At 34.1% G+C, this 16,489-nt stretch carries 12 protein-coding genes; 6 read left to right on the forward strand and 6 right to left on the reverse strand.

The annotated features are described in order from the left end of the window. Positions 1-2 precede the first annotated feature (2 nt). From DMB71_RS14835 to DMB71_RS14845, 3 genes are all read left to right on the forward strand, one after another. The gene (locus DMB71_RS14835; protein ID WP_111367350.1) at positions 3-1,601 is read left to right on the forward strand and encodes a SusD/RagB family nutrient-binding outer membrane lipoprotein; all 1,599 of its coding nucleotides are present in this window, start codon (positions 3-5) and stop codon (positions 1,599-1,601) included. Positions 1,602-1,745: 144 nt separating this feature from the next. Then, positions 1,746-2,792 (forward strand): sialidase family protein, encoded by a 1,047-nt coding sequence (locus DMB71_RS14840; RefSeq protein ID WP_111367351.1) that lies wholly within the window; start codon positions 1,746-1,748, stop codon positions 2,790-2,792. A 145-nt stretch (positions 2,793-2,937) separates the two neighbouring features. Beyond that, positions 2,938-3,888 carry a M20/M25/M40 family metallo-hydrolase gene (locus DMB71_RS14845; protein WP_239452984.1) on the forward strand — a complete coding sequence of 317 codons (951 nt, stop codon included), beginning with the start codon at positions 2,938-2,940 and terminating at the stop codon, positions 3,886-3,888. A gap of 268 nt (positions 3,889-4,156) precedes the next feature. Here the strand turns inward: DMB71_RS14845 and DMB71_RS14850 are convergent, their stop codons facing one another. From DMB71_RS14850 to DMB71_RS14865, 4 genes are all read right to left on the reverse strand, one after another. Next, positions 4,157-5,149, reverse strand: coding sequence for an FAD:protein FMN transferase (locus DMB71_RS14850; RefSeq protein WP_239452985.1), 993 nt, complete (start codon positions 5,147-5,149; stop codon positions 4,157-4,159). Between the two features lie 214 nt (positions 5,150-5,363). Beyond that, positions 5,364-7,547 (reverse strand): PepSY domain-containing protein, encoded by a 2,184-nt coding sequence (locus DMB71_RS14855; RefSeq protein ID WP_111367354.1) that lies wholly within the window; start codon positions 7,545-7,547, stop codon positions 5,364-5,366. A 131-nt stretch (positions 7,548-7,678) separates the two neighbouring features. Then, positions 7,679-8,161, reverse strand: coding sequence for a DUF2271 domain-containing protein (locus DMB71_RS14860; protein WP_111367356.1), 483 nt, complete (start codon positions 8,159-8,161; stop codon positions 7,679-7,681). Positions 8,162-8,269: 108 nt separating this feature from the next. Beyond that, entirely contained in the window at positions 8,270-9,760 is a 1,491-nt protein-coding gene (locus DMB71_RS14865) for an ankyrin repeat domain-containing protein (protein WP_111367357.1), read from the reverse strand. A 787-nt stretch (positions 9,761-10,547) separates the two neighbouring features. Here DMB71_RS14865 and DMB71_RS14870 point away from each other — a divergent pair. Beyond that, the gene (locus tag DMB71_RS14870) at positions 10,548-11,522 is read left to right on the forward strand and encodes a ribonucleotide-diphosphate reductase subunit beta (protein ID WP_008467402.1); all 975 of its coding nucleotides are present in this window, start codon (positions 10,548-10,550) and stop codon (positions 11,520-11,522) included. Positions 11,523-11,541: 19 nt separating this feature from the next. Then, positions 11,542-13,239 (forward strand): ribonucleoside-diphosphate reductase subunit alpha, encoded by a 1,698-nt coding sequence (locus DMB71_RS14875; protein ID WP_111367359.1) that lies wholly within the window; start codon positions 11,542-11,544, stop codon positions 13,237-13,239. A gap of 171 nt (positions 13,240-13,410) precedes the next feature. Here DMB71_RS14875 and DMB71_RS14880 read toward each other — a convergent pair whose 3' ends face one another. Beyond that, complete coding sequence (locus DMB71_RS14880) at positions 13,411-13,983, reverse strand: Crp/Fnr family transcriptional regulator (protein ID WP_204251796.1); 573 nt, start codon at positions 13,981-13,983, stop codon at positions 13,411-13,413. Next, a complete protein-coding gene (gene ribB / locus DMB71_RS14885; protein ID WP_111367361.1) occupies positions 13,984-14,646 on the reverse strand; it encodes a 3,4-dihydroxy-2-butanone-4-phosphate synthase in 663 nt (220 codons plus the stop codon). It lies immediately after the preceding gene. Positions 14,647-14,819: 173 nt separating this feature from the next. Between ribB and DMB71_RS14890 the strand changes: the two genes are divergently transcribed. Continuing rightward, positions 14,820-16,424: a Na+/H+ antiporter gene (locus DMB71_RS14890; RefSeq protein ID WP_111367363.1), complete on the forward strand. Its 1,605-nt coding sequence runs from the start codon at positions 14,820-14,822 to the stop codon at positions 16,422-16,424. Positions 16,425-16,489: the final 65 nt, after the last annotated feature.

The raw sequence follows: 16,489 nt of genomic DNA on the forward strand, positions 1-16,489 counted from the left end.
TCATGAAATATAGTTTTAAAATAAAAACATTAGGAGTTGCATTAATGGCAGTTTCGATTTTGTCAAGCTGTACTGGCGACTTTGACGAAATAAACAAAGATCCTAATTCATTGACTGAAGATCAGTTAGATGCTACATTGGCAGGGCCTGCATTTGCATCTGCATTGTACGCAGGTATCCACAATGGATCTTATTCGTCTCCAGGAGTAGATGATCAAGGTACTTGGGGTATTGCAACAGGTATTTTATCTTCAACTTTTATCCACTATTTAAACTGTGGATACGGTACTGAAAGAAATGCTTTCGTTAACGGATACGAAGGTAGAGGATGGACAAGATTTTACACCGTTGCTGCTCCAGCTTTATCCAATGCTATTAAGGCATCTAAAGGAAATGAAGAAGCATTGGCAATTTTAAAAATCTGGAAAGTTTTTATGTACAACCAAATGGTTGATGCTTACGGACCAATTCCTTACACTGAAGCAGGAAACGGAAAAGATAAAGTTCCTTACGATAGCGTAGAATTTATCTATGCAGACTTCTTTAAATTATTAGACGAAGCAAATGCAACATTAACTTCTACTTCTGCAACTTCAGTTGCTTCTCTTGCCCCAAATGATAGAGTTTATTCAGGAAGTGTTGACAAATGGAGAATCTTTGGAAACAGTATGAGATTACGTCTGGCTTTAAGAATTTCTGATAAAGAACCTGCAAATGCAAAAACTCAAGCTGAAGCTGCGGTTGCTGCTGGAGTAATGCAGACAAATGATCAAAGTGCATTCTTTAAAGCAAGTAACATTACGCCAAACAATTTAAACATGATTGTAAATAGCTGGGGTTATGTAATGACTGCTTCTATGGAAAGTATCTTAGTTGGATACAACGATCCACGTTTAGAAAAATGGTTTGCTCCACTTGATGCTACAGCTGCGACTAAAGTCTATAGAGGAAACCCAGTTGGAGGTTTAGAAGATCAATTTGGAACTACTAAATTCTCTGCTTTCAACAATGACGTTTTAGGAAATGGTGCTGCTAATACGCTTAGCGAAACTAAAAACATTGAAATCTTTATGGCTTCTGAAAACTACTTAAGTAGAGCAGAAGGAGCTTTAAATGGATGGAACATGGGCGGAGATGCTAAAACTTTGTATGAAACAGGTATTAGATTATCTCTTGCACAATGGGGAATTACAGATGCTGCTGCAGTTAGTGCTTACATCAATGGTTCTACATTGCCTACATTACCAAACATTTTGACTTTATATCCAACTTTAGATTTACAAGATATTCCAGTTAAATTGCCAGTTGCATGGTCTGCATCTACTGCTGATCAAAGAACTCAGATTGCAGTTCAGAAATACTTAGCAATTTTCCCAGAATCTTGGGAAGCTTGGGCAGATTTACGTAGAAGCGATGCTAAAGTAATTTATCCAGTTTTAAATACGGATAATCCAGATGCAGGAGTTGGTAAATCTTTGATGAAAAGAATTATTTACACTACAAATGAGTACTCATCAAACAAAGAAGCTGTTGATGGCGGAGTTGCTAAATTAGGAGGTCCAGATTCAGGTGGAACAAGACTTTGGTGGGACACAAAATAATTAATTTGGTAAAGTAAAAGATCAAACGATTTGTTACTTGAGCAGAAGGAGAGGTAACTCTCCTTTTGTTTTTTATAAAGGCCAGTGAATTTTTGCCCCAACTTTAATTCATAACATACAATAATTAATTTTCATCAAAATAAAATGATTTTAAAGACAAAATATACTGTTGCAGCGTTGTTTGCTTTATTTCTTTTTTCTAATGAAACAAAGGCACAATTAAAAGCTGTAAATATCGAAAGCAGTTATATTGCAGATCCGCCTGTTACAACCAATAGCCATGCCTCAACTTTGGTTGAATATAAGCCAAACGAAATCTTAGCAGCTTGGTTTGGAGGAAAATATGAAGGTGCAAAAGATGTCGGAATTTACATTTCGGCGTACAAAGACAAAAAATGGTCTGCACCTAAAAATTTGATTCAGCCACTAATTAAAAATGGCGATACGCTTCCTTGTTGGAATCCAGTTTTGTTTAAGAGTAAAAGCCAGAATTTGTATTTGTTTTATAAAATTGGAAAAAATCCGAGAGAATGGTTTGGCGCAATGATGGTTTCAAAAGATAACGGAGCAACGTGGGGAGAACCAAAATATCTTCCAGACGGAATTTTAGGACCAATCCGAAACAAACCAATCGAAACTACTCCAGGCGTAATTTTATGCGGAAGCAGCACAGAAAGCGTCAACACAGACCAATGGCGCGTGCATGTGGAAGAATATACAGAAGCAACAGATTCTTGGAAAAAAATAGCGGTAGAAAACAACCAGAATTTTGATGTCATTCAGCCGACATTTTTGATTCATAGCAAAAGTGATATTCAAATGCTGTCTCGAAGCAAACACAATAAAGTAGTTTCTAGCTGGTCAGGAGATAATGGAAAAAGCTGGATAAGAACCAATACTATAAATGTCATTAATTCAAATTCTGGAATTGATGCCTTAACAATCAATAAAAATCTGTTTTTATTGGTAAATAATCCGCTGCCAATTGGAAAAGACTGGTTTAACGGACGAAATATTCTAGATGTTGAATATTCTAAAGATGGTTTAAATTGGACGAAATTATTTGATCTCGAAAAACAAGAAAAAGGAGAATTCAGCTATCCAGCCATAATCCAAACCACAGACAAGAGAATACATGTTTTGTATACTTATGATCGAAAATATATTAAACATACTTCTTTTGATTTATAATCTTTGAATTGATGGTACACGGATGACACGGATTTACTTCGTAAAGACGCTGTTTTTACGGATTTTTTTTATAATATCTGCGTTTATCCGCGTCTTCGCAAGGCGAATATGTATCATCTGCGTTCCATTCTATAGACAACTAATTATGAAAAAACTCTCTATTGCAATTTTTTTCTTTTGCTACACTTTCATGAATGCACAAATGGCTAAGACCTTTTACAAACATGACAAATTTCTTTCATCTGATAAACTAGAAGGTCGTTTTGTGGGAACTAAAGGAAATAACGATGCAGCGGCATATATCAAAAAATATTTTAAGAAATATGGTTTGCAGCAATTCAATGATAGTTATTATCAGCCTTTCAAGGTGTTTGTAAAAGAAGGAATCAATAAAATGAAATCGGATAGTGTGTCAACGCAAAATGTTGTGGGTTATATCAAAGGTTCAAATCCTGCTTTGAAAAACGAATACATCGTAATCGGTGCACATTATGATCATTGGGGCTGGGGCGGACAAGGTTCAGGAAGTAAAAAGAAAGAAGCTTTTGCCATTCATAACGGTGCAGATGATAATGCGTCGGGAGTTTCGGCTTTGCTGTGTATTTTAGAAGAAATCTCAAAACAAAAAGTAAAACCAAAAAGAAGCATCATTTTTATTTCGTTTAGCGGAGAAGAAGAAGGATTACTAGGTTCAAAATATTTTGTCAATCATCTTACCGTTCCAAAAGAAGCTGTAAAAGTAATGCTCAATATGGATATGGTCGGAAGATTGAATGATAAAAAAGAACTTTATATGGGCGGAGCAGGAACTTTTCCGAATGGTGTAGAATTAATGAAAAAGCTGCAAGAAAACTCAGGATTGAATCCTGTTATTCACGCAGGTGACGTCGGCGGTTCAGATCATGTTTCTTTTTATAAAGAATCTATTTCGGCAGTTGGTTTTCATACAGGAGGACATCCGCAATACCACACGCCAGACGATGATATTGAACTGATTAATTCAGATGGTGGTGCATTGGTTTCAAAATACATTTACAATGCCCTCATACAAATTGCCAATTACGAAGAAGTTTTGTTTTTTATCAAACAGAATTAAAACAAAGCATTATTTAATACAAATAAATTTAGTTGACTAGTGAAATTAATGTCTGTTCAATTTCACAAAAGGAGCGAAGTAATTTAGTTTTTTGGCGTTATAGATTGTGAGTTGCCTCCAGCTTTAGCTGTAGGTTATTTTAAAATGAAATAAAAAAGGCTTTAGCCGAAAGAAAGTTTGGCTAAAGCCTTGCATAGCTTTCTTTTACACCTCCAGCTAAAGCTGGAGGCAATTCATAACTTACAACCCATAACTCATAACTTCTAACTCACAATTTATAAGCAAAGTTCTTAGACTTAACAATTTGCCCTTTATCAGTAATCATTACACAACTATAATCGGGAAATTTTTGAAGTAGAAGCAAACCTTCTTTCTGACCTAAAACCATCATGGAAGTGCTTAATCCGTTGGCGGTTTCGGCGTTTGGGCCAAAGACTGTTACACTGCATAGACCAGTTGCAGGATAACCCGTTGCAGGATTTATAATATGCGAATAACGCTTTCCATTAAAAACAACAAATTTTTCATAACTGCCAGAAGTCGTGACAGCACCATCTTTAAGCGGAATTGCAGCTAAAATCTTTTCAGGCTTAAACGGATTTGTAATTCCGATTCTCCAATCTTTTCCGTTGGGCTGTTTTCCCCACGTGCTCATGTCTCCAGAACCATTTATAATTCCAGCTTGAACACCTTTTGCAATCATCATGGCACGGCATTTATCAGTTGCATAGCCTTCACCTAAAGCGCCAAAACCAATTTTCATTCCTTTCAATTTCAAGAAAATGGTTGATTCTGTACTGTCTAGAATAATGTTTTTATAGCCTACTTTCTCCACCGATTTTTTTATGGCTTCCGCCGAAGGCATTTCGGTCATCGAACCGTCAAATTTCCAGATTCTGTCCATTGCAGCAAAACTAATGTCAAAACCGCCATTGGTAATTTCAGAAAGTTTAATCGCTCTTTTCGTCAATTCAAAAACTTCACGATCGACTTTTACAGGTTTTATTCCAGCATTCTTATTGACTTCAGAAACCTGAGAAGTTGGTTTCCAATCGGAGATTAAATATTCAATTCGTGTAATTTCAGCAATAACTTCATCTATATTTTTTTCTGCCGAAAGAGAATCTTTGTCTACAATAGTAATATCAAAACGTCCGCCCATTAAAAGCGTTGTTCTTTTTCGTAATACTTGCGATTGTACTGATAAACAGCAAATCATTACAAAAAATAATGAAATTTTATAGGATAATAATTTATGCATAATATATTTTATAAGCTCCAGAGGAGTAAAATATTTATAGATAATTGATTGATAACGGAAAACAAAGCTCCAGCGGAGCGATATATTTTAAGAACAATTATTTCACCCCGCTGGGGCTTTAACTGTTTGTAGATCAAATTTAATCTATAAATATGTCATCCCTCTAGGATTTGTACATAATCTAAATCAACAATTAATAATTAACCATCAACCACTAATAGCAGTCCGTTAAAAATTGTTTATTTGCTTTATATTCTTCAAGCGTTTTTAATCCTTTTGTTGCGCACAAATCACTTAAAATATTTTCTACATCTTTCTGCATTGCTAATGAGCCACAAATCATAATGACACCGTCTTTCTTCAATAAATTCACGAAGAAATTAGCATCTCTTTTAATCAAATCCATTACATAAATATGCTCTGCTTCGCGCGATAGTGCCACATGAAAATTATCCAGTTGCTCTTTCTGAATCATAATTCCAGCGAACTTTTTATACGCCATTAATGTTGGCGTTTCCATTCTGAATCCGCTATACAGATGAAGCTCCTGTTTTGCTTTATTCTGCTCGATCATTCCTAAGAAAGGAGCAATTCCTGTTCCGTTAGAAATAAAAGCTACTTTAGAAGCTTTTTTCGGAAGATGAAAAGCAGGATTTTTAACAATTTGCGCTTTAATTACATTTCCAGGTTCTAAAGCATTCAAAAATCCAGAACCCAATCCGTTTGGGTGTAATTTTACAACTAGCTGAATATTGCCAGAATGATTCCCGATAGAGTAGAGGCGTTCTCTAGAATCGTTTGCAGGATAAATCGCTAGCAAGTCGCCTGAACTGAATTTAGTTCTAGCATTAGATTTTAAAGTCAGAATAAAAGTATGTTCAGTTTCAGAAATTGGTGTTTTATCTAAAACCATAAATTTTTGCAAACCTTTTGGAACATGGTTGTATAAAGATGGAGTTGTCGTCAACGGAATTCCCGTTTTTTCGCTCCATAATTTTACCCATTCTACAAATTCAACAGCCGATTTGTCATTTACCGTTTTTAAATCCAAATAACGATCTGCCCACTTTTGTTTTCCTAAAAGCTGATCAATCTCTATAGCAAATTGGCAAAAATCTGGATATGATTTTGAACCGAAACCAACCACAGAGAAATTAATGTTCTGTTCTTGATTTTGTTTTTCTATTAAAGCTTTGAATTGTGTTCCGTTAGAAGGCGCATCTCCCAAACCATGCGTTGATGTAAAAACGATAATATGTTCTGCTTTCGGATATGCCGTAAACTTATTCAATTCGCTAACAAAAACTTTTTGTCCATGATCAATTAACTGTTTCTGAATCGAATTGGCAAATCTAAATGTACTTCCGTTTTCTGAACCTACTAAAAGAATAAATGTGCTTTCGTTTGCTTTAAATTTATTTTTAATTCGGCTTGATCTTCTTTTCAAAGTAATAGCAAAACCAGAATAAATAAAGAACAAAATATTAATGCAGGCAATGGCTAAAATGACAGCCCAAATTCCGTTAATTCTTCCCGTATGAAGATCAAGACTTAACGCTGCAAATTGCGCTGTCATTGGAGAGCGTTTTTCAGAAATAATAGCGCCTGTAACCTGATTTACTTCAATTTCTCTTTCTTTTAATTCAATGATGTAATATTCTTCAGGATCATCTGTAAAAGGAAATTCGATTTTCTTTACGTCAGATAATAAAGTAGTATTGAAAATTGAAGTTGTTTTGTCTTTTTCCGAAAGTTCTGTTTTTATAGGTTTAGCTTTCTCTTCGCTCATAAAAAAGTTGAATCTTTCTAAAGATAAATAAGTTCCAGTTAGTGCAATAATTAAGATCGGAATTAAAGCCAATCTTCCTAAAAGCACATGGTAATATTGAGCAAAATACTCTTTGATTATTTTAGAAAAGAAATTTCGAATGCCGCGCTGTCTTTTTAAAACCAACACAAAACCTGAAATGGATATTAGCAATAAGCAAAAAGAGATTACGCCCACAAAAAAACGTCCTGCCTCATGAAGAAACAGTGAACGATGTAAACTCGTAATCCAGTTTATAAAATCGGATTTCTTTGCAGGAGTTCCTAATGCTTTTCCAGTTTTTGGATCAATGTATGCTTTAACGTCATTTCCGTCTGCATCAATTGCCTGAAGCGTTACGAACTGATTGTAATCTACACTCAATTCTGTAATTTCAGAGTACTCTTTCTTTAAAACAGGAAGCGTTTCGCCCAGAGTTATTTCATTAAAATTTTCAGCTTTATACGGAAGTGTTTTTTCCTGAACCGCATCGACCGCCAGAATAATTCCGGTAACTGAAGCCAAAAGCAAAAAAATAGAAGAAAATAAGGCTAGAGCCAAATGTGCGTAACGCCAGAAAGAAAGAGTCATTGAGTGTATTCTATTATAAAACGTTTAAAGCTTTGTCAAAGTTTAAAACAATGACAAAGCTCAGATTTTAATTCTAAGCACAAAAATAAAATTTGTACTCATTATAAGGTTAAAAAATAATGTGCTAAAGATTATATTTTGTTTAATCTTACATATTTAATGTAGCCTTTACCGTCTGTTTTATCAGCCAGACCTTCAGTAGTAAGCGGAACTTCAAGATCGCTTACATAATATTTCTGATCCTCGACAGCCGACTCAAAACGAAGTTTGTAGCCTTTATTGATTTTAGAATTCTCTATTTCGATTGTTGTAACACTACGGTCTCCACCAGTTACAGAAGCTCCAGTTTTAGCACTGATATCTTCATTTTTCTTAGAGTGGAATTTATTCCATTCTTTTAATGATTTGTACCATTTTTTGTCATCGCCCATTACATAAAGCGTTTTTTCGTACTCACCATTTGCATTGATCAAAGAAACAACTATATAAGCTCCTTCGCCCATATAATTGTTCATTTGAAGCATAATTTTGTATTTGCTCGATTGTGCTTGCGATTGGAAAGAAACTAAAAAGATAAAAGCGCTTGTAAGAGCAATTTTTAATATTGATTTCATGAAAATAAGTTATGAATTATAAGTTATGAGTTATGAATTTTGCGTTTTGGATTATGACTTAGATTTTCAACTCATAATTCATAACTCAAAACTCATAACTCTTAAAAGTTATTTTAAAAACTCAACTGAGATATTATTTTTTGTAAGCACTTCATTTTCTTTTGCTAAAGCATAAGCAGTTTCATCAAACTCTGTGCTGATGTCTTTTTTAGCGCCAGCTGAAACTAGATATTTCAAGATAGCATCATCTTTAGAAGTCATTGCCGCTCTATGTAAAGCTGTTAAACCGTCTTTGTTTTTTGCATTGATGTCTACTTTTAAATCAGTAATTTTTTTAAGAAGAGAAACATCATTTTTAGTGATCGCTAAATGATATAAAGTGTTTCCATCTTTTTGAGGAGCTACAAGATTTAAACCCTTATCCTGAAGTAATTTAGCTTTTGCATCAAAAGGGTCTGTTGTTGCTTTCTCTCTTCCTGCCGGACGATAAGATTGTACCAAATAAACACCTAAATTGTTTCCGTCTTTATCTTTCACATTCACATCGGCACCTTTTGCTAAAAGTAAATTTACAGCTTCTGGAGTTCCGTTTTTTACAGCAAATGTCAAAGCAGATTCTCCTTTTAGATTTTGTGCATTTACGTTTTTAGCTTTTGGAAGAAAAAGTTCCAAAGCTGCTGCATCTCTTGCCGCAGCTGCAGCCATTAATGGTGTGCTTCCTTCTTTATCTGCTTTATTAACATCAACACCTTTTGCTAAGAAATATTGAATAATTTGCGTCTGATTTGGTTTTCCTGCCAAGAAATGCAATACATTTTGTCCTGCTTTGTTTTGAGCAGTTGCTTTAATTTTTACTTCTTCAACCAAATATTTGTAAGTTTCAAGAGTATTTGCATCTCTTCTGCTTCCTTGCGCTGCAAATAAAAGGGCGTCATCTGTTGGTTTAATTCCTTTTTCTAGAAGTTTCTTTAAAAGCGGAATGTTTCCTGATCTTGCTGCGTATGTAAAAGCAGTATTTCCATCATTATCCACATCTTTTAACGACATCCCTTTAGTCGAAAAATATTCTGCAGCTTTCAAATCTTTATCCGATGCAATAGCTAAAAGTAAAAGATTTGCGCCATTAGCATATTTTTTTGTCGGATTAAGTCCAGCTTTGAAAAAAGAATCATAAAGAGCTGGATTTGACTGTCCGCTTGAAGCTGCAAAGTCAGCAGGAGCTGTTCCGTGGCTGTCCTCAAAGTTTACATCAGAACCTTTAGCAATTAAATATTGAACCAATTCAGTATTTCCTCTATAAGCAGCCCAATGTAGATAAATACGATTATCATGAGTCAATTTTGTGATTGAATTTCCTGGCTGTTCAACTAAGAATTTGATTGTTGCAAAAGGAGCATCGTTATTAATCGCTAATGTGGTAACGTCAAATGCATTGGCATTGGCTTCAGCTGGATTATTTCCTTTAGCGATTTCTGCCTGAACTGTCTCAAGAGTTGGAGACGTTTTCCAGAAAGCAGCATCTAACAATGAGTTTTTTTGTTGTGCATTTACAAATAAAGTAGCAGCAAATGCAAAAGAAACAAAAAGGCTCTTTTTCATATTTCGATAATTTATGGTTATTGAATTGTACAATTAATTTATTTTTGAGAATATTTTATTCTATTTAGAATAAATAAAAATAAAAGCAAATGTAAAAATTTATATTCTTAATGCAAGAATAATTTAATGTAAAAAAGGATTTAGGGTTAAGTTTTGTTTATAATTAAGAATCGTTTAAGTAAAATTTAATTTTGTTTTAATTTGACTGCTTTTTTATGGTATTAATAAATCAAGTTTTTAGATTTTTTGTTTTCTTGTATCTATTATGAATTTTGAAAAGAAGATTTAGTTAGTCTTTATGTTTTTTGAACTGATTTTACTCTGTTTCCGAGATTTTTTGAGAATGAAGTAGGCTTAATGGTTTGTAGTAAAGATTATTATGATTTTGTTGTGAATGATATTATTTAGAATAATTATTAATAAATAGCGTTTTCAGAAATAGAAATTGTCATTCAAATTTCTATTTCTGAAAAACGAATGTTGATAACTGTTTTTGTTTCGGACCTAGTAAAGCTCATTTTTTGATGTTGATAACTTGATATTATTTTTAGGGAAAATGCTAGTTCATTGCAAATTACAGAACATTATTTTCATGTTGATAAAATTTGATTTGAAATGGATTTTTGAAGAGTTGAAACTGTTGATAATTGGACAGATTTTTAACATCTAAAACTCGACAAAAGAATAACTGTAGGCTAAATTTGTAATTATAGAAATCACGCTAATACCACTCCCCAATTTGAGCGCTCGCATTTCTATTTCAAAATAGTCACTTAAAACTCTATATATGTCAATTTTCGATAAAAGAATCAATTATAAACCTTTTGAATATCCTGAGGTTCTGCAATTTACCGAAGCGATTAATAAAGCTTACTGGGTACACACTGAAGTAGATTTTACTGCCGATACGCAAGATTTTCATGCACATTTAAATCTGGCAGAGAAAACAGCAATCAAAAATAGTTTATTGGCGATAGCACAGATTGAGGTAGCTGTAAAAAGTTTTTGGGGAAATATATATGAGCATTTTCCAAAACCAGAATTCAACGGATTGGGAACTACTTTTGCAGAATGTGAATTTAGACATTCTGAAGCGTACTCTCGTTTGTTGGAAGTTTTAGGTTATAATGACGAATTTGAGAAATTATTGGATGTTCCTGTAATTCGCAGACGTGTGGATTATCTTTCGAATGTATTGAAAGACACGAAATCTCAGGATAACAGAAAATATATGGTTTCGCTGATTCTGTTTAGTATCTTGATTGAAAATGTTTCATTGTTTAGTCAATTTGCCATTTTATTGTCTTTCACAAGATTCAAAGGATATATGAAGAACGTGAGCAATATTATCGCTTGGACTTCAATCGATGAGCAGATTCATGCTAATGGTGGAATTTATATCATTAATAAAATCCGTGAAGAGTTTCCTGAATATTTCGATGCAGAAACTTTAGAACTGGTAAGAGAGACAGTAAAAGAATCTATTGGTGTTGAAGCTGATATTTTAGATTGGATTTTCGAAAATGGTGCTGTTGAAACGATCAACAAAGAAGATTTGGTAAACTTCATGAAATTTAGAATTGATGAAAGTTTGAAACAAATCAATATCGAAACTATTTTTAATGTTTCTCCAGAAGAATACTCAAAAATGACTTGGTTTGAAGAAGAGGTTTTTGCAAACAGTTTAGACGATTTCTTTGCTAAACGCCCCGTAGAATATACAAAACACGATAAAAGTATCACTGCAAACGATCTTTTCTAATACAAGCCTATAAAACATTATGAATACAACAGACATAAACCCTGAAAACAACAATTTTGAACCACAAAACGATAGTAAAATGTGGTGGAAAAATTCTGAAAGCGAACAGATTTTAAATCGCGGTTATCTTTTAAAAGGAGAAACTGTAGAAGGAGCAATCGATAGAATTTGTACAGCCGCAGCTAGAAGACTTTACAAACCAGAATTGAAAGAATCTTTCATGGAAATGATTGAAAGAGGTTGGATGAGTATCAGTTCGCCGGTTTGGGCCAATATGGGAACAGAAAGAGGTTTGCCAATTTCTTGTTTTAATGTACACGTTCCAGATAAAATTGAAGGCATCACTCATAAATTGGGCGAGGTAATTATGCAGACTAAAATTGGAGGCGGAACTTCTGGTTATTTTGGTGAATTGCGCGAACGCGGAAGCGCTGTAACCGATAACGGAAAGAGTAGTGGAGCAGTAAGCTTCATGAAACTTTTTGATACAGCAATGGATACTATTTCTCAAGGTGGCGTTCGTCGTGGTGCATTTGCAGCTTATTTGGATGTTGATCATCCAGATATTGAAGAGTTTTTGAAAATTAAAAGTATTGGAAACCCGATTCAAAACCTGTTTACAGGAATTTGCGTACCAGATTACTGGATGCAAGAAATGATTGATGGGGATGTTGATAAAAGACAAATTTGGGCAAAAGTATTAGAAAGCCGTCAGCAAAAAGGATTACCGTATATTTTCTTTAGTGACAACGTAAATAAAAATAAGCCACAAGTTTATAAAGATCAGAATCTTAGAATTAATGCCAGTAATTTATGCAGTGAGATCATGTTGCCATCTACGCATGACGAATCATTTATTTGCTGCTTATCTTCTATGAACTTAGAATTGTATGATGAATGGAAAGATACCGAAGCAGTTAAATTGGCGATCTTTTTCTTAGATGCCGTTTTACAGGAATTCATCGAAAAAACGGAAGGCAACTATTATCTTTCTGCAGCTAATAAATTTGCTAAAAGACATCGTGCTTTAGGTCTAGGTGTTTTAGGATGGCATTCTTATTTGCAGAAAAACATGATTCCATTTGAAGGAATGGAAGCTAAAATGAAAACGACAGAAATTTTCAAACATATTAGTGATAAAGCTGATAAAGCAAGTCAAGAATTGGCTAGAATTTATGGCGAGCCAGAATTGTTAAAAGGTTACGGAAGACGTAACACAACCACAATGGCAATTGCACCAACAACCTCTTCTTCTGCGATTTTAGGACAAACTTCGCCAGGAATTGAGCCTTTCAGCAGTAATTATTACAAAGCTGGATTGAGCAAAGGTAATTTTATGCGTAAAAACAAATACCTTAAAAAACTGTTGGAAGAAAAAGGCTTAGATAATGAAGAAGTTTGGAGAGGGATTATGCTAAACGGTGGTAGTGTTCAGCATATGGAACAATTGACTAAAGAAGAAAAAGATGTTTTTAAAACATTTAAAGAAATCAGCCAGTTAGAAATTGTACAGCAAGCAGGAATTCGCCAAAAATTTGTAGATCAAGGACAAAGTTTAAATCTTAATATTCCAGCAGAATTAGCAATTAAAGACGTAAACCGTTTAATGATCGAAGCTTGGCAACAAGGAGTAAAAAGTTTGTACTACCAAAGAAGTCAAAGTGTTTCGAAAGAATTGGTAACAAGTCTTGTTTCTTGCAGCAGTTGTGAATCATAAATAAATGAAAGCCGAATTTTAAATTTAAGATTCGGTTTTTTTTTATTCATAACTATTTGTCATTCTGAGGAACGAGGAATCTCACGTGAAATTCCACAAAGGTTTTCCATATAGTTTTGTCATGTCGACGAAGGAGACATTTCCACAAGTAGCACGATCAAAATCAAAAAATCAAACCTTCGACTTCAATCTACTCAAAGTTTCCTGAGAAATATTAATATAAGAAGCCACAATTTTATTCGGTAATCTTTTCACAATCGCAGGATTAATTTTTAAAAGCTGATTATATCTTTCCAAAGCATCCATTGTCGTAAAAGACATTAACCGATTGGCATTATTCACATAAGCTTTTTCCAGATAATTGCTGTAAAACTCACGCCATTGCGGAACAATTTCCATTAAATGATTAAAATCTTCATGGGAAATGCTTAGTAATTCTGATTTCTCTACAACCTGAATATTTTCAAGTGCTGGCATTTTAGTAATAAAACTGACTAAAGCTGTAGCAAACTGATTTTCAAAAGCAATATATCGTGTCGCGTCTTTTCCTTCTTCATTAATAAAAAAAATGCGCAGACAGCCTTTTGCAACAAAAAATGTTTCTTGACTAATTTGGCCTTGAGCTAGCAAAATCTCATTTTTTTCTTTTTTAGTAAGTTTAAAATAGGAGAGAATGGTTTCTAAATCTTCATCAGAAACGTTTATGCTTTTTCGAATGGAATTGCCAAGCTGTTCGTATATCATTTAATTATAATCTCTAACGAATTTGCGGTAATATATAATATCTTCAATAGATAAAACCACTAAATCGTGTTCTTGTGCAAAGCTAATGATTTTGTCTAGTTTCGCCATGCTTCCGTCTTCGTTCATTAATTCACAAAGGACAGCTTCGGGTTGTAAACCTGCCAATTTCATTAAATCTACACTTCCTTCAGTATGACCATTTCTTCCTAAAACACCATTGTCGTTTGCTCTAAGCGGAAAAATATGTCCAGGTCTTGCCAAATCTTTTGGTTTTGCATTTACTGCAACAGCTGTTTTAATGGTAGTAATTCGATCTTTTGCAGAAACTCCAGTGGTAACTCCATTTTTTGCTTCAATAGTAATGGTAAACGGCGTCTGAAAACTGCTCGTGTTTTCTTTTACCATATATGGAAGTTCCAATTGATCTGCTTTTTCATTCGTTAGACAAATACAGACAATTCCACTACATTCTCGGATCATTAGCGCCATATCATGAACGTTAATGTGATGTGCAGAAAATATTAAATCGCCTTCATTTTCTCGGTTTTCATCGTCGGTTACCAAAACACCTTTTCCGCTTTTAAGCTGTTCCAAAGCATTTTCAACACGTTCTTTACTCGAAATTCCAAATTGCACTAACGGACTTAATTTTGTACTTATCATAAAAACTTTTTAGAAATAATAAGAAGCAAATCTAAAGCGGTTTAAAACCAAAAAGTTTGATATAAGTCAATAAATTGATGTTCTATTTTTTTAAGGTTAATCTAATTTAGTTGTCATAAAATCTTAATTTAGTACCCAAATTCGATAACCCAAAATCCAATAAATACCCTCAAATGGAGAATATTACCGTAATCATAATGCTGCTTTTCGGTGTAGCTTTTCTTAGTCTTGTTAGCAAAAGATATAATTTCCCAATTCCGATTGTTTTGGTTTTGTGCGGTGTTGTGATTAGTATTGTTCCAGGACTTCCTGTAATTGCTTTAAGTCCAGAAATTGTATTTATAATATTTTTACCGCCTCTTTTATATCACGCCGCGTGGCACACCAGCTGGTCTGATTTTAAGCAATCGATTCGTCCAATAACTTTTGCCGCTGTAGGTTTGGTCTTTTTTACGACGGGATTAGTTGCTGTTTTTGCACATTGGCTAATAGATGATATGTCTTGGCCGTTAGCTTTTTTGCTTGGCGCCATTGTTTCGCCGCCAGATGCGGTTTCGGCAACAGCCATAACAAAAGGTTTGGGACTTAATCCGCGTTTAATTGCTATTCTAGAAGGAGAAAGTTTGGTGAATGATGCAAGTGGTCTTGTGGCGTATAAATATGCCTTGACGGCTATCACAGCTGGGAATTTTGTTCTGTGGCAAGCTGGGTTAAATTTTGTATTGATGTCGGTTTTGGGAATCGCAATAGGTTTGGCTGTTGGTTACGTCATGTTTTACATTCATAAAAGATTTGTTTGTGATGATATTATCGAAGTGACATTGACATTATTGACACCTTTTGCCTCATATCTTCTTGCGGAGCATTTTGAAGGTTCAGGTGTTTTGGCTGTGGTTACGACCGGTCTTTTTCTGGCGGCGAGATCAGGAACGATATTTTCTCATGAAAGCCGAATTATGACAAATACAATTTGGGATGTTTTAAATAACATTTTAAACGGATTGATTTTTATCTTAATCGGACTTCAATTAAGACAGATTATTGCAGGAATTAGCAATTACTCTGGGAATTCTTTATTTATCTGGGGTGCTGTTATAAGCATTGTAGTGATTTTAGTTCGTTTTTTATGGGTTGTTCCTGCAACGATGATTCCGAGAATGCTTAGTAAAAGGATTCGTGAAAAAGAAGCTTTTGATTACCGAAATATGATCATTTTTGGATGGTCTGGAATGCGTGGAGTCGTTTCTATGGCTGCGGCGTTGGCGCTCCCGTTAATGTTGAATAAAACGGAAGAGTTTCCGCTTCGAAATTTAATTATATATCTAGTTTTCTGCGTTATTCTTTCAACTTTGGTTATACAAGGTCTTACGCTTCCGTGGCTGATTAAAAAGCTTAAAATTGAGCGATATTCGATACTTGCAGAAGAATATAATATTCGAAATGTAATTGTTTCGGAAACTATTGCGCATATTGAAGATAATTTCTCATTGCTGAATGACGAATTGCTTCATAACATTAAAAGCAAATATGAAGTAAAATTTAACCGTCTTCAAAAGACTGAACTTCCAGCTAATTTCTTCGGAAACGGTAAACTTCTTGGAGGAGAAATTTTTAATGATTTCACTAAAATTCAAATCGATTTGCTGAATGTAGAACGAGCAAAATTAGAATCAATGCATAAATTAGGTTCTGTCAACGAAGAAATCTTCCGCAAAATAGAAAAAGAACTAGACTTGGAAGAAACCCGTTTGTGGATGGAAATGTACGAGGAAAATTAATTTCTAATTGTAAATGGTGAATTGTAAATTATTAATTTATTCTTTGCGTAAAGTTTAATTCACAA

This window comes from Flavobacterium tistrianum, from assembly GCF_003254545.1.
GTDB lineage: Bacteria > Bacteroidota > Bacteroidia > Flavobacteriales > Flavobacteriaceae > Flavobacterium > Flavobacterium tistrianum.